An 18,331-nucleotide genomic window follows, 5' to 3' on the forward strand; every position below is an offset into this window, starting at 1 on the left:
CGGCGTGACGGCGACCGCCTCGGCGTGAGGCGAGCAGCCGGCGGCCCCACCCGCCCGTCGGCCGCCCCCTTACGGGGTGCGGTCGGCGGGCGGGCCGGCGTCCGCGGGCAAGTGGATGTCCAGGACGCAGACGTCGTCGCGCCGGCCCGGGCGCAGCTCCGCCAGGAGCCTGGCCAGTGGTTCGGGGCGGTCGCCGCCCACGGTCTCGACGGCGGCCCGCGCGAGCCGTTCGAGCCCGCGGTCGATGCTCTCCCCCGGTACCTCGATCAGCCCGTCGGTGTAGAGCAGCAGGTGGTCGCCGGGCTCCAGGCGGAGGGTGACCTCCTCGTAGACGGAGGCGAAAGCGGCGCCGAGCAGGCCGCCCTCCGGCAACGGCAGATACCGCGCGCGGCCGTCGCGCACCAGCAGCGGCGGCAGGTGACCGGCCCTTACCCAGGACAGCCGGTGCTCCTCTGGCCGGTAGCGCGCCATGATCATGGTGGCCGTGGCCGAGGTGCCGAACCCGTCCGGAGGCGTGTGGATCAGGAGCGTGTTGAGTCGGGTCAGGGCGTCGGCGAGCGCCGAACCGGTGACGATCATGCCCTTGGCCGTGAACCTGAGTTGGGCCATGGTGCCGACCGCGTCCAGTCCGTGTCCGGCGACGTCACCGACGACGAACAGGGCACTGTGGTCCGGGAGTTCTATGGCGCTGTACCAGTCCCCACCCACGTTCACCCCGCTGTCGGTGGGCAGGTAGGCCACGTCGACGCGCAGGCCGGCGAGTTCCATCGACCGTTCGGGGGTCGGCAGCAGGGCGTGCTGGAGGCGTGCGGCGAGGGTGCGTTCGGCCTGGAGCATGCCCCGCTGGACGAGTACGGCCCGTTCGCTCTCCCGCAGGGCCAGTTCGGCGTCGCGCTGCGCGGTGAGGTCCTGGAAGAAGCCGTGCACCTCCACCGGTGTGCCGTCGGCGTCGGTCTCGGCTTCGGCGACGATGCGCAAGTGCCGCACGCCGTCCGGGATGACCACGCGGAACTTCCGGTCGATCGGGGCGCCGTCGCGCAACAGCCGCTCGACATCGGCGGCGAGCGCGGGCAAGTCGTCGGGCAGCAGGTGTTCGGGCAGCTCCTCCAGCGTCATGGGACCCCGCGCCGGGTCGCGGTGGAAGATGGCGTAGACCTGATCGGACCACTGGATGGTGTTCGTGGTCAGGTTCCAGTCGGCCCAGCCGAGGTTGCCCAGGCGCTGCATGGCGGCCAGCCGGCGCGCCTCGCGCCGTGCGACGTCGTGGCGGATCCAGGTGACCACGAGCCGCCCGCCCAACCGCGTGGCGCGTACCGAGTAGGAGGACTGCTCGGGGACGCCCGCCACCACCTCCTGGTAGGAGAACGGCTCGCCGACGTACGTGGTCCCGGTGGTCAGGGCGTCGAGGTAGCCCTGCCACAGCGCGGTGCCGGCCACGGTGGGGTAGGTCTCCAGGACACGCCGGCCGATGAGCTCCTTGCCCCGGCGGCCCGCCACGTCCACGGAGCCGGGGGCGGCGGCCTCGATCAGGTAGTCCTCGACCTCACCGGTCGGCGCGCGCAGCGGCGAAAGCAGGATGGCCGTGCCGGGAAGGGCCTCGAAGACGGCCTGGATGGCGGCCACCTCTTCGTCCACGGGGACGGTGAGGGGCCTGCGGACGGCCCGTAGCGGCCCCGCGCACAGCGCCGCGGCCTCGCACAGCACGGTGCGGGTGTCCCCGTCGAAGGGGCCCGGGCGGCCCCGGAAGAAGCCGACGACGAGATCGGCCGTCCCGTCGGCGCCCGACAGCGGAATCCAGGCGCGCGAGGGCCACCGCCCGGGGTTGTCCCCGATGAGCTGGTAGCGCTCGGCGTCCGCCGCGGCGTCTTCCAGCCAGACGGGGCGCGCACCGGCGATCGCGTCCAGCGCTGCGATGTTCGCGAGCGGCGGGATGTCTCGCCACTGGCCCACCAGGGCCCGGTCGATCCCCGTGTGGCCGACCAGCTCCAACCGGCCCGCTTCGGTCAGCGCGTAGATCATCAGCCCTTCGATGCCCAGGTCCCCGGACACGGCGTCGCACAGGAAGTCCGCCACGTCGTCGGCGGTGCGGGCGTCCGCCAGCCTGCCGGCCAGCCCCGCCAGCAGCCGGCGCGGGTCGGGGCCTCCTCCCACGACGGCGGGGACACCGACGGCACGGCCGCCCCGGGGGAGGTAACGGGCGGAGCTGAACACGGACCCCCGCGGCTCCGCGATCTCGGAGGGCAGGACGACGCGGGGCGCCGCCGGCTCGGGGGCCGGTCGTGAGCGTCCCTGGCCCAGGGTGATCCAGCACTGCTCCATCAGCGTGCGGCCCTGCTCCTCGGCGGCGGCCACCAGCGCCTCGTACGCCTCTTCGGCCGAAGCGCCCGTGCGGGCCATCAGGACGCCCTTGGCCCGCTCCAGCACGGCCGCCGTGGAAGCCAGTGCCTCCAGGCTCGCGATCTCCGAACGGAGTCTGGCGACGACCTTGGCCAACGCCAGCACCTCGGGCGCAGCGCCGTCGTCGAGCGGCGACGCGTCCCTGTCGGGTACCGCGCCGTCTTCGGGATCAGCGGATTCGGCCTGCACCCTTCGAGCATGACATGAGGACCGGCCCGGAGAGGAACCGCCCCGATGATCAACGGGCGCGACCTCGTACAAATCTCCAAGCGGCCCGGCGGCCCGGGCCGTGGAGGCGGGTCGCTCACCGGGCCAAGAGGATGATCGCGTAGGCGAGGAAGAAGGCCGCGCAGAGGATGGCGACGACGCAGATGGCCACCAGGGGCCCGTTGCCCCAGCCGGGCTTCAGCGGGCGGTAGGGCCCGGCGCCGGAGCTGGTGCTGGCCTCCGCGGGCGGGGTCTCGCCGGGCGGCACTCCGCCGCCGGGTTCGAGTCCGGGGGTGTTCTTCGGGTCGGGGTCGGGGTTGTGTTCTCGCATGCCCGGCGTCTGCCCATCGGGGGCCGGCGAAACCCGCCGCGCCCCCGCTCCGGCGCGGCGGCGCGGCCGGCGCCGTCAGGGAGTACGCCAGCGGTCGTTCTCCAGGTGGGAGCCCGCCATGGGCCCCATGCGGAGCATGCCGCCATCCACGGCCCACGAGGCTCCGGTGACGTAAGCCGCCTCCTCGCCCGCGAGGAAGGCGATGACCGCGGCGACCTCCCGGGCGTCCCCGGGCCGCCCCAGCGGTACGCCCGGCCGGCGCTCGCCGCGCACGTCCCGGTCCTCCTGGCCGGTCATCGGCGTGGCGATCTCCCCCGGCGCGACGGAGTTGACGGTGATCCCGTGCTCCGCGAGTTCCAGCGCCATCACCTGGGTGAGCAGGCCGAGACCGCCCTTGGCGGCACAGTAGGGCGCCGCCCCCACGCGCGGCTGGTGCTCGTGCACCGAGGTGACGTTGACGATCCGACCGCCGTCGCCCTGGTCGATCATGCGGCGCGCCGCGCGCTGGGAACACAGGAAAGGGCCGGTGAGGTCCACGTCGAGGACATGGCGGAACCGGTCGAGGCCGATGTCGAGGAACGGTTCGGCGGTGCCGGTGCCGGCGTTGTTGACCAGCACGTCGACCCGGCCGAGTTCGTCGGCGAGCGCGTCGATCACGTCGGCCGCACCGGGGAGTTCCGTCAGGTCGAGCCTGGCGACGGCCGCTTTGCGGCCGTGGCCCCGCACCTCGGCCGCCGTGGCCCGCGCCCCTTCCTCGTCGGTGTGCCAGGTGATGCCGACGTCCAGACCGGCGGCCGCGAGCCGGACGGCGGTCGCCCGGCCGATCCCGGAGTCCGCTCCGGTGACCACGGCCGCCGTGGGCCGGCGCGCGGTTCCGAGGGGAGTGGTCATGTCCATGCCCTTTCTCGTTCGGCGACAGGGACCCGTCGTCTCGCCCCGGCGACGAGGCACGGGAGATCCCTCGTACGGTGCGGGAGGACGAGGTCCGTCGATGGCCCGGCCGTCATCCGCGGGGTCCGGTGGTCACGTCCCGGCCGGCTCGCCAGCGAGGGCGGCCAGGACGCGGTCGGGGGTCAGGGGCAGCTCGCGCAGGCGCCGGCCGGTCGCATGGCTCACGGCGTTGCCGATGGCCGCCGCGGCGCCGACGATGCCGATCTCCCCGATGCCCTTGCTGCCCATCGGGTTGAGGTGCTTGTCGTGCTCGTCGATCCAGTGGGCCTCGACGGCCGGGACGTCGGCGTTGGCCGGGACGTGGTAGGCGGCCAGGTCCCGCTCCGCGAAGTCGCCGAACGCCGGGTCGAGGCCGCCGTGTTCGGTCAGGGCCATGCCGAGCCCCATCACCATCCCCCCGATGAGCTGGGAGCGGGCGGTGCGGGGGTTGAGGATACGGCCGGCGGCGAAGACGCCGAGCATCCGGCGCACGCGTACCTCGCCGGTGACGGTGTCCGCCTGTACCTCGGCGAAGTGCGCCCCGAACGCGTGGCGGGCGTACGGTGACTTCTGCTTGGCCGACTGGGTGGTGTCGGCGGACGCGGAGAGGCCGGCGGCGGGCAGCGGCCCTTCGTGCCGGGCGAGCCGATCGGTCAGGGCGGTGCACGCGTCGTGTACCGCCCAACCCCATGAGGCCGTTCCGGTGGAGCCGCCGGCGACGGGTCCCGGAGGCAGCGCGCTGTTCGCGATGGACAGCGAGACCGCGTCGAGCGGGACGCGCAGCGCGTCGGCGGCGATCTGGGAGAGGACCGTACGGGCGCCGGTCCCGATGTCGGTGGCGTTGACCTCGACGAGGTAGCTCCCGTCGGGGCGGGCGTGGGCCCGGGCACCCGCCGGGGCGATGTACACGGGGTAGGTGGCGGCGGCCACGCCGCTGCCGATGAGCAACGACCCCTCCCGCGGGGGCGGCCGGCGGCCGGGCCAGCCGAAGCGGCGCGCGCCCTCGCGCAGGCACTCCACGAGGTGGCGGCTGCTGAAGGGACGGCCGCTGTCGGGCTCGGTGTCCGGGTCGTTGCGTACGCGCAGCTCGACGGGGTCCAGGTCGAGGGCGTCGGCCAGTTCGTCCATGGCCGACTCCAGCGCGTACATGCCGGGAGTCTCTCCGGGGGCCCGCATCCAGGAGGGGGTGGGCACGTCGAGCGCGGTGACCCGGTGGGTGGTGCGGTTGTCGGGGGCCCCGTACATCACCCGGGCGGGTACGCCGGCCTGCTCGACGAACTCGCGCACCTGCGAGGTGTGCGTGGTCACCTCGTGGATGAGGGAGGTGAGGGTGCCGTCGGTGCGGGCGCCGAGCCGGACGCGGTGCAGGGTCGGCGCGCGGTGGCCGACCGTGGCGGCCATGTACTGACGGGGCAGGGCCAGGGTGACGGGGCGTCCGCAGTGCCGGGTGGCCATGACGGCGAGGACGACGTGGGGGCGCGGTGTGCCCTTGGAGCCGAATCCGCCGCCCACGTGCTCGGCCAGGACGGTGATGCTGTCCTCCGGCAGCCCGAACAGCCCGGCCAGGACGGTGCGCACCACCGTGGTGCCCTGGCAGGAGTCGTACACGGTGAGCCGGCCGCGGCCGGCGTCCCAGTCCGCGGTGGCGGCGTGCGGCTCCATCGCGTGGTTGTGCAGGGGCGGCACCGAGTAGCGGGCGTCGACCCGTACGGGCGCGGCCGCGAACGCCGCGTCCGGATCGCCCTGTTCGCGGTGCGCGGGGTATCCGCCGTTGACTTCCCCGGGGGTGTAGAGGCCGGGGTGTCCCTCGCGCAGGGTGACGTCGTACGGCTCCGCCTCGTAGGTGACGCGCACCGCGTCGGCGGCGGCCCGGGCCACTTCCAGGGTGTCGGCGACGGCCAGCGCCACGTACCACCCGCGGTGCGGCACCCGCAGGTCCTGGAGCAGTTGGAGGGTGGGGTCGTCGGAGGGGCCCAGGCGCGGTGCGTCGTACGGGGTGAGGACGCCCAGGACGCCGGGGAGGGCCAGGGCGGCGGCGGTGTCGACGGCGGTGATCCGGCCGCGGGCGATCGTCGCGGGCACCGGCCAGGCGTAGGCCCGTCGGGGGAGGTGCTGTTCGGCGGCGTACCGGGCGGCGCCGGTCACCTTCTCCCGGCCTTCGCGCCGCGGGACGGGGGCACCGAGGGAGGCTTGGGCGGTGGTGTCGAGGGTGGCGGAGGTGGGGCTCATCGTGGTCCTGTTCCTGGTCGGTGGCGCGGCTTACGGCGTGGCGGGGGAACCGGGGTGCGTACCGGCCAGCGCGGCGACGGCGTCGCAGGCGAGGTTGCGGGCGAGGGGGACCTTGTACGCGTTGTCGCGCAGCGGCTCCGCCCGGGCGAGTTCCGCGTCGACGGCCGCTCGGACGGTGTCGGGGTGCGGCTCGGCCCCGGTCAGCCGCGCCTCGGCCGTGGTGGCCCGCCAGGGCCGGTGGGCGAGACCGCCGAAGGCGAGGGCGATCCGGCGTACCCGGCCGTCGTCGAGGTCGAGGACGGCGGCGACCGACGCGAGGGCGAAGGCGTACGAGGCACGTTCGCGGGCCTTGCGGTAGAGCGAGACGGCGCCGGGCGCCGCGGGCGGCAGGACGACCCCGGTGATGATCTCTCCGGGGCGGATGACGGTGTCCTGCTCGGGGCGGTCGCCGGGCAGCCGGTGGAACTCGCCGGCCGCGACGGTGCGGGTGGTGTCCGGGCCGCCGTACAACTCGACCTCGGCGTCCAGCGCGGCCAGGGCCACGGCCATGTCCGAGGGCTGGGTGGCGATGCAGTGCTCGGAGTGCCCGAGTACCGCGTGGTCGCGGTGGATTCCCTCGCGGGCCCCGCAGCCGCTGCCGGGTTCGCGCTTGTTGCACGGCTTGGAGAGGTCCTGGAAGTAGGCGCAGCGGGTGCGCTGGAGCAGGTTGCCGCCGGTGGTGGCGACGTTGCGCAGTTGTCCGGAGGCGCCGGCGAGCAGCGCCTGGCTCAGGAGCGGGTAGCGGGTGCGCACGCGCGGGTCGGCGGCCAGGTCGGTGCCCCGGACCATGGCCCCGACGCGCAGGCCGCCGTCGGGCAGTTCGGTGATCTCCCCCAGAGGCAGCCGGGAGATGTCGATGAGGGCGGTGGGGGTCTCGACGCCCAGTTTCATCAGGTCCACGAGGTTGGTGCCGCCGCCGAGGTAACGGGAACCGGGGTGGGCGGCGTAGGCGTCGGCGGCCTCTCGGAGGCTGGTGGCGCGTACGTAGGCGAAGGGCTTCACGCGATCACGTCCGCGCCGGCCTTGGTGGCCGCGGCGTCCGTGCCCGCGTCGGCGACGGCGCTGACGATGCCGGGGTAGGCACCGCAGCGGCACAGGTTGCCGCTGAGTCGTTCCCTGATCTCCTCGGCGGTCAACGTCGCCGGCCCGGCCTGCGCGGCGGTGACGGCGGCGGTGACGTGTGAGGGGTGTCCGGCGGCGGCTTCGCGGAGCACGCCGACGGCGGAGCAGAGCTGGCCGGGGGTGCAGTAGCCGCACTGGAAGGCGTCGTGCTCGATGAAGGCGCGCTGGAGCGGGTGGAGGACGCCGTCGGGGGCGGCGAGGCCTTCCACGGTGGTGATCTCGCAGCCGTCGAGGGCGACGGCGAGCAGCAGGCAGCTGTTGACGCGCCGGCCGTCCACGAGGACGGTGCAGGCGCCGCACTGCCCGTGGTCACATCCCTTCTTGGCGCCGGTCAGGTCCAAGTGCTCGCGCAGGGCGTCGAGGAGCGTGACCCGGTGGTCCAGGTCCAGGTCGTGGTGGACACCGTTGACGCGCAGGGTCACGCGGGAGCGGGCGCCGCCGGCGACCGCGTCGTCCGGCGTGCGCGACCCCGGTCCGGGGTCACCGCCGTGCTCCGGCCGGGATGCGGGCGGGTCGGTTGCGTGGGCCACGACGAACTCCCTTGTCGTCCGTTTGGGGAGGGAATATCCGTCCCACTGCCCAGCCTGGCGCCTCTCACGCCCGCGCGCGCTCCACGCCCCCGCCCGCCTCCCCGGCCTCCCCCATCCGGCCGACGGTCAGGTTTCGTACGAGGGCGGACCGGTAAGACGCGGCCCATGGTGCGAATCGGGTACACGATGATGACCGAGCAGGCCGGCCCCCGGGAGCTGGTCGAGCACGTGGTCGGCGCGGAGCGGGCGGGTTTCGACTTCTCCGTCACCTCCGACCACTACTTCCCCTGGCTGGAGGAGCAGGGGCACTCCCCGTACGCGTGGAGTGTCCTGGGCGCGGCGGCGCAGGCCACGTCGCGGATTCCGCTGATGACGTACGTGACCTGTCCGACCATGCGCTACCACCCGGCGGTCGTCGCCCAGAAGGCCGCGACCATGCAGTTGTTGTCGGGCGGGCGGTTCCGGCTGGGCCTCGGTTCGGGCGAGAACCTGAACGAGCACGTGGTCGGCCCGGGCTGGCCCGCGGCGCACGTCCGGTTGGAGATGCTGGAGGAGGCCGTCGAGATCATCCGGGACCTCTTCGAGGGCCGATCGGTGAGCCATCACGGGCAGTACTTCGACGTGGAGAACGCCCGCCTGTGGGACCTGCCGGCCGATCCGCCGCCCATCGGCATCGCGGTCTCCGGAGCCAAGTCCTGCGATCTCGCGGGGCGGCTCGCCGACCTGGTGATCGCCATCGAGCCCGAACGGGACCTGTTGGAGGCCTTCGACCGGGCCGGGGGCGCCGGAAAGCCGCGGGTCGGTCAGCTGCCCGTGTGCTACGACCCGGACCGCGACGCGGCCGTCAAGCGGGCCCACGAGCAGTTCCGCTGGTCGGCCGGCGGCTGGAAGGTCAACGCGGAACTGCCCGGACCCGCCGCCTTCGACCAGGCCGCCCGGCACGTCCGGCCCGAGGACATCGCGGAATCGGTGCCGTGCGGAGACAATGTGGACGACTTCGTGGACGCCGTACGTCCCTTCGTGGAGGCCGGCTTCACGGAGGTGGCGCTCGTCCAGGTGGGCGGCCGACACCAGGAACCGTTCCTCGAATGGGCGCAGTCGACCCTGCTGCCCGCGCTGCGGGACCTCGGGGCCGACGGCTCCTCCGGATGAGTCGACACGGGACCGATGTCCCCCGACCTCGGGCCGGACGGCCGCATTGTGTCCGGGAGAGGGGTGGGCGGCGGACAGGGCGGGCAGGCGCTCGCTCACGAGCCTGATCCCGATCGAAGGAGGCGCGTCGTGCGCAGCTCCCCCACCGGCCGTCGACGTCCCGTGGCGCCCCGGCCCGGCGGTGTGACCGGATGACCCCGGTCGTCCCGCAGGACCCCACCGCCCTCAAGTTGCTCATCGCGCGGGAGGTGGCGGCGCTGCGCGCCGCCGCCCGCCGCGACGCCGGGGTGCGACAGGACGACGCCCCGCCGCGGGCCGAGGGGTCCCCGACCGGCTGCCCGTGCGGCGGGGGCGAGGGGGCCTCGCACTCCTGCTCCCCCGAGGAGTCCGACGGGCCGTGCGACCACGATCCGTGGGGGTGCGTCTGCGCGGCCCTGCCCGCCGTCCCGGTGTCGGCGGCCCTGCTGGCCCCCGTGCGGGACGAGGACGGCCGGCTCGTGGACTTCACCGTCCGCGCGGGCAACCACGTCCGTTCCGCGCAATGGCTCGACGCCCCCGACGCCCAAGTCGGCCGAAGGCTTGTGGAGGTGCAGCCGGGTGCCGTGGCGGGCGGTCTGGTCGACGCCCTCGGCGGTGTGCTGGACACGGGGCGGGCCGTCCACTCCTACGCCGTGGACTACACCGAGCAGCAGCGTGACGGGCTGCACCGCACCAAGCTGCTGTACGACGCCGCCTCCTGCGGGGACAAGGTGCTGGCGACCTGGCGCCCGGCCCTGAACCGCACGGAGATGATGTCGCTCGACGCCCAGTACATCGCCTCGATGGGGTGGGGTACCTGGGACCTGCTGTCCGGCACCGTCGTCTGGTCCGAGGGGCTGGCGTCGATCTTCCGGACGGACCCGGCCAGGCCGCTGTCGTTGATCGACCTGTGCGACGCGGTGCTCGCGGAGGACGTCCCCCGCTTCGCGAACGTGATGACGGCCATGCTCGACGGGGAGGAGCCGCCCGGCGCCGACGTACGGTTCACGGTGCTCGGCGAGGTCCGCACCCTGCGGCTGGTCGGGCATCCGGTCATCGCCACGGACGGGCTGCCCTGGCTGCTGCGGCTCATCGTCCGCGACCTGACCTCCCAGGTGCGCAGCAGGCAACGGCTGGCGGCGACGCGGCGCCAGACGGAACGGCTGCGCGAGGAGGCGGCGGCCGAGCACCGGGTGGCATCGGCGCTCAGGGAGGCCCTGCTGCCCACGCACTCCGCCGAACTGGAGGCGCTGGGCATCTCGGTCGCGGCCGCGTACCTGCCGGCGGAGGAGGACGCCTCGGTCGGCGGGGACTGGTACAAGTGCCGCCTGCTGCCGGACGGCCGCATCCTGCTGGCGATCGGGGACGCGTGCGGTCACGGGTTGGAGGCGGTGGCCCGCATGGCGCAGCAGCGGCACGCGCTCGCGGGCCTGGCGCACTCCCCCGGCACCCACGCCGGGCAACTGACCACCTGGCTCAACGAACTGCTCTGCTCCGACCCGGCCGCCGAGACCGCCACGGCGGTCATCGGCCACATCGACGCCGCGCGGAACCTGCGGTGGGCGAGCGCCGGGCACCCCGCTCCCCTCCTGCTGCGCGGGCACACGGCCACGACGCTCGACACGGAACACCGCGGGCCGCTGTTCGGCCTGCTGCCGGGGCACGAGTACGCGACGGCGACCGTCCCGCTGCTCCCCGGGGACCTCCTGCTGCTGTACACCGACGGCGTGGTGGAGCGGCGCGGCGAGGACATCACCTACGGGATCGAGTCCCTGCGCAAGGTGCTGGAGTCGTGCGCGGGTGCGGGGGTGCGGGAGACGCTCGATCGGGTGATGTCCGCCGATCCGACCGAGGAGCACGAGGACGACGCCTGCCTGCTCGCGATCCGGCTGGACTGACCGCCGCGACGACCCGGCCGGCGTGCGGGCGTCCTTCACCCGTGCGGGCGGTCCGGACCGAGGTGGTCGTTTCGTGCCGGTGCGGCCGGGCAGGCGCGAGCCATGGACCAGTCAGAAGCCCCCGTTCTCGACGCACTCGCCGCCTATCACGCCAGTGGCCAGACCCCCTTCACGCCGCCCGGGCACAAGCAGGCGCGCGGCGCGGACCCCAGGGTCCGCGCGGTACTGGGTGACGCGGTGTTCCACTCCGACGTCCTCGCGACCAGCGGGCTCGACGACCGCACGTCCTCGCACGGGGTGCTGGAGCGCGCCCAGGAGCTCATGGCGGACGCCGTCGGCGCCGACCACGCCTTCTTCTCCACCTGCGGCAGCTCGCTGTCGGTCAAGTCGGCCATGCTGTCGGTGGCCGGGCCGCACGAGGAGCTGCTGGTGGGCCGCGACGCCCACAAGGCCGTGGTCTCGGGCCTCATCCTCTCCGGCATCCGGCCGGTGTGGGTGGAGCCCAGCTGGGACGCGGAGCGCCACATCGCGCATCCGCCGTCCGCGCAGGCCTTCGCCGACGCCTTCGCCGCGCACCCCGACGTCAAGGGCGCCCTGGTCACGAGTCCGACGCCGTACGGCACGTCCACCGACCTCGCCGCGCTCGCGCGGATCTGCCACGGCCACGGGAAACCGCTGATCGTGGACGAGGCGTGGGGTGCGCACCTGCCGTTCCATCCCGACCTGCCGACCTGGGCGATGGACGCCGGCGCCGACGTGTGCGTCACCTCCGTGCACAAGATGGGCTCGGGGCTGGAGCAGGGGTCGGTGTTCCACCTCCAGGGTGATCTCGTACGGCCGGAGGTGCTCAAGAGCCGAGAGGACCTGTTGGGCACCACGAGCCCCTCGGTCCTGATCTACGCCGCCCTCGACGGCTGGCGCCGACAGATGGTCGAGCACGGCCGGGCCCTCTACGACGACGCGCTGTCGCTCGCGCAGTCGGTCCGCAAGCGGATCTCGGAGATCGACGGGATGCACGTCCACGGCCGCGAGGACTTCTGCGGTCCGGGCCTGGCGCACGACCTCGACCCGCTCCAGATCATCATTGACATCACCGCGCTCGGCACCACGGGCTACCGGGCCGCCGACTGGCTGCGCGAGCACCACCGGATCAACCTGCACCTGTCGGACCACCGCCGCATCAGCGCCCAGCTGACGCACGCGGACGGACCGGACACCGCCGACCGGCTGCTGGCGGCGTTGCGGGACCTGGTCGCGCACGCCGACGACCTGCGTCCGGCCCGCCGGGTGGAGGTCCCCGACCCCGAAGGGCTCAAGCTGGAGTCCGTCGCGCTGCCGCGCGACGCCTTCTTCGGCCCCGCCGAGCAGGTTCCGCTGGACCGGGCGGTGGGCCGCGTCTCGGCCGAGATGCTGACCCCGTACCCGCCCGGCATCCCCGTGGTGGTGCCCGGGGACCGGCTGACGGAAGAGGTGCTGCGCTACCTGCGCACGGGCGTCGAGGCGGGGATGGTGGTGCCGGACGCCGCCGACAGCGAGGTCAAGAGCGTCCGGGTGACGGCCGAGCACTGACCGGACCGCCCCGGCGGCGGGCGCTGAACGCACCCCGGTGCGTACGAGCCCTCCCAGGGGGGTAACCGCCCTTCACGAAACACTCAAGGCACCGGAGGAGGTGGCCGTCGAGCCCGCGCGCCGTGGCCCCCGGTGGAATATCGTGCGCGATGAGGACTGACTGCCGGCCTCCGCGGTCGCGGACACCCCCGCGGCCACTCAGGAACGAGCCAGTGGACGAGTGATTGCAGTGAGCCACTCTGCGAAGAACCGTTCTGCCCGACACGGCGACGTCGACGTCGTCCGGCCCGGCGGCCCGCGTGGCCCCGCGCAGACCGACGGGCCCCTGCCGCACGACCACACGCAGGCCATCCTGGAGACCACCAAGCGGGTCGCGGCGCTGCTGAAGACGTCGGGCCAACGGTTCGCGTTGGCCGGCAGCGTGGCCGCGTTCGCCCACGGCCTGCCGCCGCGCTTCCAGCACGACACCGACTTCTGTGTCATGCGCGAGGACGCCGACGCCGTGATCAAGGCGCTGGAGGAGGGTGGGATCTCCATGCGTCAGGCGCCCGAGGACTGGCTGGTCAAGGGCCGCTCAGGCGGGGAGGAGATCGACCTGATCTTCGAACTCGCCCGTCGCCCGGTCAGCGAGGCGCTCCTCGACCGCGCGGTGGTGCTGCCGGTGGACTCCGTATGGATGCCGGTGCTGTCCCCCACCGATCTCATGGACAGCCGGCTCGCGGCGCTGTGCGAGCACTACTGCGACTTCGGCGACCTGCTGCCGATGGCCCGGATGCTGCGCGAGCAGATCGACTGGGACCGGATGTACCGGGACCACCGGGACGCGCCCCTGGCGGACGCGTTCTTCTACCTGCTCGAACGGCTGCGGGTCATACCGCCGCGCCGAGCCCCTGAAACGGCTCGGGGGACGCGAGGAGCACCAGGAGCCGAAACGGACGACACCGACCTCGTGAACGGCATCAGGGCCATGAGCGCGGTGAGGGCGCAGTGAGGGGACGACCCGCATGAACGGCATGAACGGCATGAACACCGCCGAGCCGATCGAGTACCGCATCCAGCACCTGCGGGACCGACTGGCGCGCGAGGACATCGCCGAGCTGGGTGTCCGGATCGAGATGCACGGCGCCACCGCGCACATCTCGGGCTGTGTCACCAGCACCGACTGCCGGGCCGAGGTCCTGCGCATCGCCGGTGAGGAACTGGCGGGCGTGGCCTGGCACGAGGATCTGACGGTGAACTGCGCCGCACCCCCCGACCACTCCGAAGAGTTGTCGTGATCCGCGTCGCGGCCGTCGGGGACATCCACCTCGGACCGGGCAGCGAGGGGACACTGAGGCCGGCCTTCGAGACGCTCGGCCACCATGCCGACCTGCTGCTGCTCGCCGGGGACCTCACCCGGCACGGCACCGCCGAGGAGGCCCGCGTCGTCGCCCACGAAGTGGCCGGGCTGCCCGTCCCGGTCGCCGCGGTGCTGGGCAACCACGACTACCAGAGCGATCAGGAAGCCGCCGTCACCGAGGAACTCGCCCGGGTGGGGGTGCACGTCCTGGAGGGCGACAGCGTGGTGCTGGACATCGCCGGAACGAAGGTCGGCGTCGCGGGCACCAAGGGTTTCGGCGGCGGCTTCGCGGGGCGCTGCGCCAGTGAGTTCGGCGAACCCGAGATGAAGTCCTTCGTCCGGTACACCCGCCGCAGCGCCGACAGCCTCCGGCAGTCCCTCGACGCGCTGCGCGCCGCCGACTGCGTCCTCAGGATCGCGCTGACGCACTTCTCGCCCGTCGAGGACACCCTGGCGGGCGAACCGAGGGAGATCTACCCCTTCCTCGGCAGCTACCTGCTGGCGGAGGCCGTCGACGAGGCGGGCGCCGACCTCGCCGTCCACGGCCACGCGCACGCCGGCCGGGAGCACGGGATGACCGCGGGCGGTGTCCGGGTGCGCAACGTCGCGATGCCGGTCATCGACCGGGCCTTCGCCGTCTACCACCTCTCGCCGAACGGCCACTCGCGGCACTGAGCACCCCGGCCGAGCCGTCCCGGGCCGTTTCACGCCTCGCGCATCCCGCGTCTCCCGCCTCTCCCGGCCGTTTCGCCCCCCGTGTGGCGGGCAGCCGCGCCCCTGGGACAAGAAGGACGTCCGCCCGGGTCGAAGACGCCCCGCGGCGGCGCCCGACGAAAGGAAACGGCTCCATGATGAACTCGGCCACCGCGCTCGCGATGAGCGCTTCGGGAACCGCCTTCGCCCTGGCGGTCGGCGTGATCGTCGTCGTCGTGTTGATCGGTGCGGTGTGGTGGGGCATGAAACGGCGCGCCGTCGAGCCCAAGCCGCCCACCCCGGCCCAGCAGCCCCGACGGCCGGCGGACGCCGGGCGCCCCGAGGAAAGCCGCGAGGTCGAAGCGCAGACGTTCCCCTCCGACGGCAGCCGGCGTACGGCGCACGAGCTGAAGGGCTACGGCAACTTCGGCTCCCCCGAGGACGAGCGGTCCTGACCCGGGGCCTGACGCGAGGAACCGGCGTCCGAACCCGACGTCCCCACCCGACGTCCTGACCCGTGGCGAGGGGACGACGATGAGCGGAACCGGCCGCCGCGAGGGCCGCTTGCGACATCGCGGGGCCGAACTGGTCTACGACGACCTCGGCGAGGGCCCGCTCGCCGTGTACGCGCACGGCGGGTTCGTCAGCCGGGCCGTCGAGGACCGGATGGGGCTGTTCGACTGGGCGCCGCTCCCGCGTGCGGGGCGGCGCCTCGTGCGCTACGACGCCCGGGGGCACGGGCGGTCCACCGGCGGCGCCGTGGACGCCGACTACACCTACGAGAGCCTCGCGCAGGACCTGCTCGCCCTGCTCGACCACCTGGGCGCCCCCGGGCCCGCCGCCGCCCTGGGCTCCTCGATGGGCTCCGCCACCGTGCTGCACGCCGCGCTCCGCGAGCCGGGACGGTTCTCGGCGCTGGTGCTGCTGATCCCGCCCACCGCGTGGACGACGCGCGCGGCGTACGCGCGGGCCAACCGGTCGGCCGCCGAGACGATCGAACGTCGTGGGGTCGGCGCATGGCTCGCCGGGAGGGCCGCGGGGCCGCGTCCGGAGGTGGTGGCGGACGTCCCCGAGTTCCCGCCCACGCCCCCGCCGGAAGTCCTTCCCGCGGTCCTGCGGGGACTGGCCCTCTCGGACCTGCCCGACCCGGCCTCGCTCGCCACGCTGCGCCTGCCGGTCCTGGTCCTCGCCTGGGAGGGTGACCCCGGGCATCCGTTGTCGACCGCACGCACCCTGGCCCGGTCGCTGCCCGAAGCGGAACTGCACGTCTCCCGCACCCGGGCCGAGGTGGCCGCGTGGGGGGAGCGCGCCGCCGTCTTCCTCACCGCGCGGGGACGTCCGCCAGCAGCTGGGGGCCGTTGTTGCGGACACTGTTGACCTCGGTGGACACCGCCCGGACCGCGAGCCGGCCGTCGGCCGGGGTGTGCAGCAGGGCTCGGAGGGCGTTGACGTCCTGGTGGGCGGGGTCCAGCCAGGCCTCGTAGTCCGCGGCGTCCAGTGCCAGGGGCATACGGGGGTGGACGCGGCCGGCCGCGTCGGCGGCCTCGGTGGTGATGACCGTCGCGGTCGCGAGCCAGGCCGCCGGGTCGTCGTCATCGGCGACGCCGCGGTCCCGCCAGAACTCGTACAAGCCGGCCATGGCCATCACGGAGGCGTCCTCGGGACTGATGAAGTAGGGCTGCTTGTAGGTCTTGCCGTCGTTGCCGGTCGGCTCGGTCCGCCACTCGTAGAAGCCGTCCGCGGGCAGCAGGCATCGCCGTTTGGCGAGTGCCCGGCGGAAGGCCGGCTTCTCGTGCACCGTCTCCACGCGTGCGTTGATCATCCGGGCCCCGACACCCGGGTCCTTGGCCCAGGAAGGCACCAGGCCCCAGCGCACGGCCCGCAGTCTGCGCTCCACCGCGTGGGTGGCGCGTTCCTTTCGTTCGACGACGGCCCACACCGGATCGGTGGGGGCGACGTTCCAGCTCGGGGCGAGCGTCTCCCGCGGGTCCCAGCGGGCTTCGAAGAGGTCCGCCAGGTCGGCGGGGGCGCGGGTGGATGCGTATCGACCACACATGCCCTCCACTGTGCCACCGGCGGCGCGGGCGCGGGCGCCTGCCGCGCGGCGGGGCCGGCCCGGTCAGTCGTCGCCGGGTGCCCAGAAGGCGGCCAGGCGCGCCGCACCCGGCGCGACCGCGTCCCAGCCGCCCCGCACGGTCAGCACGGCGACGGCGGAGGTGGGGAAGGCGGTCCGCAGGCGCCGTACGGGCTTCTTCGGGCCGCCGCCGCACAGGCCCAGGGCGACCTCGTGCACAGCCGGGTTGTGGCCCACCAGCACCAGGCCGGTCACGTCGGCGGAGGCCTCCGTCAGGGCGGACAGCAGATCGTGCGCCTCGGCCTCGTAGAGGCGGGCCTGGTACAGGGTGGGGGGTGGTTCGCTCAGCCGGGGCAGCATCAGTTGCCAGGTCTGGCGGGCCCGCCGGGCCGAGGAGCACAGGGCCAGGTCGACCGCGTAGCCGGACCGCTCCAGCCAGTCGCCCGCCCGGGGTGCCTCGTGGGTGCCCCGGTCGGCGAGCGCGCGCTCGAAATCCTCGGTGACGTGTTTGGGGACCGCCTTGGCATGCCGGACCAGCACGATCCGGCGTTCACCCTGTTCCGGCACGGTCCGATCCTCCCGCCTGCGCCGACCTGGGGTCGGCCGCGTCGTAACCGGGGGGTGAGCCGGCTCGCGGGCGCGGTGGTTCGGAGAGGGGTGCGCGCCCGTGGCCGGGCCCGGCGGTCGGGAGGCCGCTCGCGCTCCGGCCGCCGTTTCCAGCATAGGTCGCACCGCCCGACCTCGCGGGGCCGCACGTGGCGGCCGCCCCCGCCCCTCACCGGTCACGTCGGCGAGACGCTCCGAGGGCGGGTGTCGCGCGGCGCCGTTTCGTCCGGGTCCAGCAGGTCGCTCAGGGTCTCGGCGGCGCGTACGGCGGCGTCGCCGCAGCAGTTGTTGAACAGGACGTGCAGTTGCTCGACCCGGTCCGCCAGGGAACGCAGGCGCGGCAGCCACGCGCGCAGCTCCTCCCGGGTGTACGCGTGCCGGAAGCGGTCCTCCTTGCTGCCGGTCCCCCACGCGGCGCTGCGGCCGTGGAAGCGGACCACTCCGAGCCTCGATGACGTGACGGGGGTGACGGGGGGCATGGAGCCGGGCAGTCCTTGCGCCGTGTCCACGGCCACCGCGGTGGCGTCCACGTCCCGCAACAGGGCGGCGGTGCGCTCCCGCCGGTCGTCCCCCCACCAGTCGGGGTGGCGGAACTCCACGGCCAGCGGCCACCGCGGCGCCCGCTTGCGGATGCGGTGGAGCACGGTCTCCGCCCGCGCGCCGGGGGCGAACCAGGGCGGGAACTGGAACAGTACGGCGCCCAGTCGACCGGCCTCCCCCAGCGGCCGCAGGGCCGCGCCGAAACGGTGCCAGACCTCGTCGAGGAGCTCCGGGTCCCCGGCTTCGTAGCCGCGGAGGTCGGCGGGCAGGGCGGCCTTGCGGGTCGGGTGGCCGGTGAGGAGGGAGAACGCCTTGACGTCGAAGCGGAAGTCCGGCGGGGTGCGTTCGGCCCAGAGGGTGCTGTTGCGCACGCTGGGGAGGGCGTAGTAGCCGGCGTCGACCTCCACGACGGGAAACCGTTCGGCGTAGTGCCGCAACCGCCCCTCCGGGTCGCGCCGCCCGGGTGGGTACCACCCGCTGCCCACAAGGGCCTTGTCCGTCCAGGAGCACGTCCCGATCAACATCTCGCCCATCTCGGCCGTCCTTTCCTCACGGCCCGTCTACCCCGGAACGCCGTCCGTCCCCCGGCGGCGCCCCGGGAACACCTCGGTGCGGGGGGTGTTGACGGTGGGTCGGGCCGCCCGGCCGGGGCGGGGC

Annotated in this window: 17 protein-coding genes; 8 read left to right on the top strand and 9 right to left on the bottom strand. The window is 74.1% G+C overall.

What is annotated here, in order from left to right:
* Positions 1–69: 69 nt before the first annotated feature.
* The 6 genes from E6R62_RS09975 to E6R62_RS10000 form a co-directional block, all read right to left on the bottom strand.
* Positions 70–2,586, bottom strand: coding sequence for a SpoIIE family protein phosphatase (locus tag E6R62_RS09975; protein WP_240801578.1), 2,517 nt, complete (start codon positions 2,584–2,586; stop codon positions 70–72).
* 115 nt (positions 2,587–2,701) lie between these two features.
* Positions 2,702–2,935 (bottom strand): DUF6480 family protein, encoded by a 234-nt coding sequence (locus E6R62_RS09980; protein ID WP_136212997.1) that lies wholly within the window; start codon positions 2,933–2,935, stop codon positions 2,702–2,704.
* 75 nt (positions 2,936–3,010) lie between these two features.
* Entirely contained in the window at positions 3,011–3,826 is an 816-nt protein-coding gene (locus E6R62_RS09985) for an SDR family oxidoreductase (protein ID WP_136212998.1), read from the bottom strand.
* 132 nt (positions 3,827–3,958) lie between these two features.
* Positions 3,959–6,094: a xanthine dehydrogenase family protein molybdopterin-binding subunit gene (locus E6R62_RS09990; protein ID WP_136212999.1), complete on the bottom strand. Its 2,136-nt coding sequence runs from the start codon at positions 6,092–6,094 to the stop codon at positions 3,959–3,961.
* Positions 6,095–6,124: 30 nt separating this feature from the next.
* Positions 6,125–7,135, bottom strand: a complete 1,011-nt coding sequence (locus E6R62_RS09995) for a xanthine dehydrogenase family protein subunit M (RefSeq protein ID WP_136213000.1) — start codon at positions 7,133–7,135, stop codon at positions 6,125–6,127.
* Positions 7,132–7,677 (bottom strand): 2Fe-2S iron-sulfur cluster-binding protein, encoded by a 546-nt coding sequence (locus tag E6R62_RS10000; protein ID WP_240801597.1) that lies wholly within the window; start codon positions 7,675–7,677, stop codon positions 7,132–7,134. The genes E6R62_RS09995 and E6R62_RS10000 overlap by 4 nt, the downstream gene beginning before the upstream one ends.
* Positions 7,678–7,950: 273 nt before the next feature.
* On the opposite strand from E6R62_RS10000, the gene E6R62_RS10005 reads away from it, so the two are divergent.
* The 8 genes from E6R62_RS10005 to E6R62_RS10040 all read left to right on the top strand — a co-directional run bounded on the left by E6R62_RS10005 (position 7,951) and on the right by E6R62_RS10040 (position 15,831).
* On the top strand, positions 7,951–8,937 hold the full coding sequence (locus E6R62_RS10005; protein WP_136213002.1) for an LLM class F420-dependent oxidoreductase: 987 nt from the start codon (positions 7,951–7,953) through the stop codon (positions 8,935–8,937).
* Positions 8,938–9,128: 191 nt separating this feature from the next.
* Entirely contained in the window at positions 9,129–10,853 is a 1,725-nt protein-coding gene (locus E6R62_RS10010) for a PP2C family protein-serine/threonine phosphatase (RefSeq protein WP_136213003.1), read from the top strand.
* Positions 10,854–10,955: 102 nt separating this feature from the next.
* The gene (locus E6R62_RS10015) at positions 10,956–12,422 is read left to right on the top strand and encodes an aminotransferase class I/II-fold pyridoxal phosphate-dependent enzyme (RefSeq protein ID WP_136213004.1); all 1,467 of its coding nucleotides are present in this window, start codon (positions 10,956–10,958) and stop codon (positions 12,420–12,422) included.
* Positions 12,423–12,651: 229 nt separating this feature from the next.
* Positions 12,652–13,413, top strand: a complete 762-nt coding sequence (locus tag E6R62_RS10020; RefSeq protein ID WP_168714014.1) for a nucleotidyltransferase family protein — start codon at positions 12,652–12,654, stop codon at positions 13,411–13,413.
* A 13-nt stretch (positions 13,414–13,426) separates the two neighbouring features.
* Positions 13,427–13,699, top strand: coding sequence for a hypothetical protein (locus E6R62_RS10025; protein WP_306432421.1), 273 nt, complete (start codon positions 13,427–13,429; stop codon positions 13,697–13,699).
* Complete coding sequence (locus E6R62_RS10030) at positions 13,696–14,436, top strand: metallophosphoesterase (RefSeq protein WP_136213006.1); 741 nt, start codon at positions 13,696–13,698, stop codon at positions 14,434–14,436. Before E6R62_RS10025 ends, E6R62_RS10030 begins: the two co-directional genes overlap by 4 nt.
* A 173-nt stretch (positions 14,437–14,609) precedes the next feature.
* Complete coding sequence (locus E6R62_RS10035; RefSeq protein ID WP_136213007.1) at positions 14,610–14,909, top strand: DUF6479 family protein; 300 nt, start codon at positions 14,610–14,612, stop codon at positions 14,907–14,909.
* 79 nt (positions 14,910–14,988) lie between these two features.
* Positions 14,989–15,831: an alpha/beta fold hydrolase gene (locus E6R62_RS10040; protein ID WP_136213008.1), complete on the top strand. Its 843-nt coding sequence runs from the start codon at positions 14,989–14,991 to the stop codon at positions 15,829–15,831.
* On the opposite strand, the gene E6R62_RS10045 is transcribed toward E6R62_RS10040, so the two are convergent.
* The 3 genes from E6R62_RS10045 to E6R62_RS10055 all read right to left on the bottom strand — a co-directional run bounded on the left by E6R62_RS10045 (position 15,776) and on the right by E6R62_RS10055 (position 18,207).
* Complete coding sequence (locus E6R62_RS10045) at positions 15,776–16,510, bottom strand: SOS response-associated peptidase (RefSeq protein WP_136213009.1); 735 nt, start codon at positions 16,508–16,510, stop codon at positions 15,776–15,778. The two genes, E6R62_RS10040 and E6R62_RS10045, sit on opposite strands and share 56 nt — an antisense overlap.
* A gap of 63 nt (positions 16,511–16,573) precedes the next feature.
* Positions 16,574–17,095 carry a histidine phosphatase family protein gene (locus tag E6R62_RS10050; protein ID WP_240801579.1) on the bottom strand — a complete coding sequence of 174 codons (522 nt, stop codon included), beginning with the start codon at positions 17,093–17,095 and terminating at the stop codon, positions 16,574–16,576.
* A 215-nt stretch (positions 17,096–17,310) separates the two neighbouring features.
* The gene (locus tag E6R62_RS10055) at positions 17,311–18,207 is read right to left on the bottom strand and encodes a DUF72 domain-containing protein (protein ID WP_136213011.1); all 897 of its coding nucleotides are present in this window, start codon (positions 18,205–18,207) and stop codon (positions 17,311–17,313) included.
* Positions 18,208–18,331: the final 124 nt, after the last annotated feature.

This window comes from Streptomyces sp. A1136 (genome assembly GCF_004795055.1).
Taxonomy (GTDB): Bacteria; Actinomycetota; Actinomycetes; order Streptomycetales; family Streptomycetaceae; genus Streptomyces.